1 protein-coding gene is annotated in these 1,579 nt (G+C 70.9%); it reads left to right on the top strand.

Annotated elements, in window-relative coordinates; all coding sequences use genetic code 11:
• Window positions 1–110: 110 nt before the first annotated feature.
• On the top strand, window positions 111–1,424 hold the full coding sequence (locus VDQ18_RS23565) for an FAD-binding oxidoreductase (RefSeq protein ID WP_323023289.1): 1,314 nt from the start codon (window positions 111–113) through the stop codon (window positions 1,422–1,424).
• The last annotated feature ends 155 nt before the right edge of the window (window positions 1,425–1,579 follow it).

The raw sequence follows: 1,579 nt of genomic DNA, 5'->3' as shown, positions 1-1,579 counted from the left end.
CCCTGGGGCAAGCCCGGCGCCCAGACGCGGGCCGAGCAGGACGCCCTGATGGCCCGCCACGACGCCGATATCGACCGCTGGTTCAACGCCTTCCTCGCCCGGTTCTTCGCATGAACGACTTCCCTTTCCGCAACGGCCGCCCCCCAGAGCATCAGGCGCCGATCCCTCTGGCCTGCGACGTGGTGGTGATCGGCGGCGGTATCGCCGGGATCAGCACCGCCTGGGAACTGGCGGGCAAGGGCTTGCAGGTCGTGCTCTGCGAGAAGGGCCTTGTCGGCGCCGAGCAATCGGGCCGCAACTGGGGCTGGATCCGGGTGCAGGGCCGCGACCCGGCGGAAATCCCGCTGGTGCTGGAAGCCAAGCGCCATTGGGCGCGCTGGGGCGAGCGGCTGGGGCCGGATCTGGGGCTCAGGACGGTGGGCGTCACCTATCTGGCCGAGAATGACCGCGATCTGGCCGAGCATGAGGCGTTCATGACCCATGCGCGGGCCCATGACCTCGATACCAGGCGGCTGAGCGCGGCCGAGACGCAGGCGCTGATCCCCGGCGCCACCGAGGGCCGCTGGCTGGGCGCGCTGCACACGCCGTCCGACGGGCGGGCCGAGCCCTGGGTGGCGGTGCCGATGATGGCCCGCGCGCTGGCGCAGGCGGGCGTGGCGATCCGGGAAAACTGCGCGGTGCGGGCGCTCGATATCGAGGGCGGGCAGCTCAAGGGCGTCATCACCGAAGAGGGCCGGATTCGCGCCGATGCGGTGGTGCTGGCCGGGGGTGCCTGGTCGTCGCTGTTGCTCAGGCTGCACGGGCTGACCATCCCGCAGCTCTCGGTCCTGGCCTCGGTCGGTGCCACCGAACCGCTGCCGCTGATCCATGACGGCAATGCCTCGGACAACGAGGTGGGTTTCCGCCGCCGCGCCGATGGCGGCTATTCGCTGGCCGCGCCCAATTCGCATGTCATGCCGGTGGGGCCGGATGCCTTCCGCCATTTCGGCGCCTATCTGTCGATCCTGAAGAAGGAATGGCGCACCACGCGGCTCAGGCCGGGCGCGCCGCGCGGCTGGCCCGATGCCTGGACCACCCCCCGGCGCTGGAGCGCCGAGGAGCGCAGCCCCTTCGAGACCACGCGCATCCTCGACCCGCGGCCCGACGCCAAGGCGCTGGCCAGCGCCGCAAGGGCCTTTTCCGCCGCTTTCCCGCAACTGGGGCCGATCCGCTACCGCGCCACCTGGGGCGGGCTGATCGACACGATGCCGGATGTGGTGCCGATCCTCGATCAGGTGCCGGGGCTGCCGGGGCTGGTGCTGGGCACCGGGCTGTCGGGGCATGGCTTCGGGATCGGGCCGGCTGTGGGGCGGGTCCTGGCGGAACTCGCGACCGGGGGCGATCCCGGCCACGATCTCTCCGCCTTCCGCTATGGCCGGTTCTGAGCCGGGGCACCGACAGCGCCCTTGCGATAGGCTTTGATCCGCGCCACGTTAACATGTGAAGAAACCGAAGGAGCCGTCATGCCAATCCGCAACCGCCTCGCCGAACTTCACCCCGAGATCACCGCCTGGCGCCACGATCTGCACGAGAACCCCGA

The organism is Pararhodobacter sp. (assembly GCF_034676075.1).
In the GTDB taxonomy this organism is placed as follows: Bacteria; Pseudomonadota; Alphaproteobacteria; order Rhodobacterales; family Rhodobacteraceae; genus Pararhodobacter.
Note: the sequence above shows the minus strand (reverse complement) of the source record. Positions and strands in the feature narration are given on the sequence as shown.

Bases quoted from the DNA above. Each gene is read 5' to 3' on its own strand.
- VDQ18_RS23565 (WP_323023289.1), top strand. From the start codon at position 111: ATGAACGACTTCCCTTTCCGCAACGGCCGCCCCCCAGAGCATCAGGCG.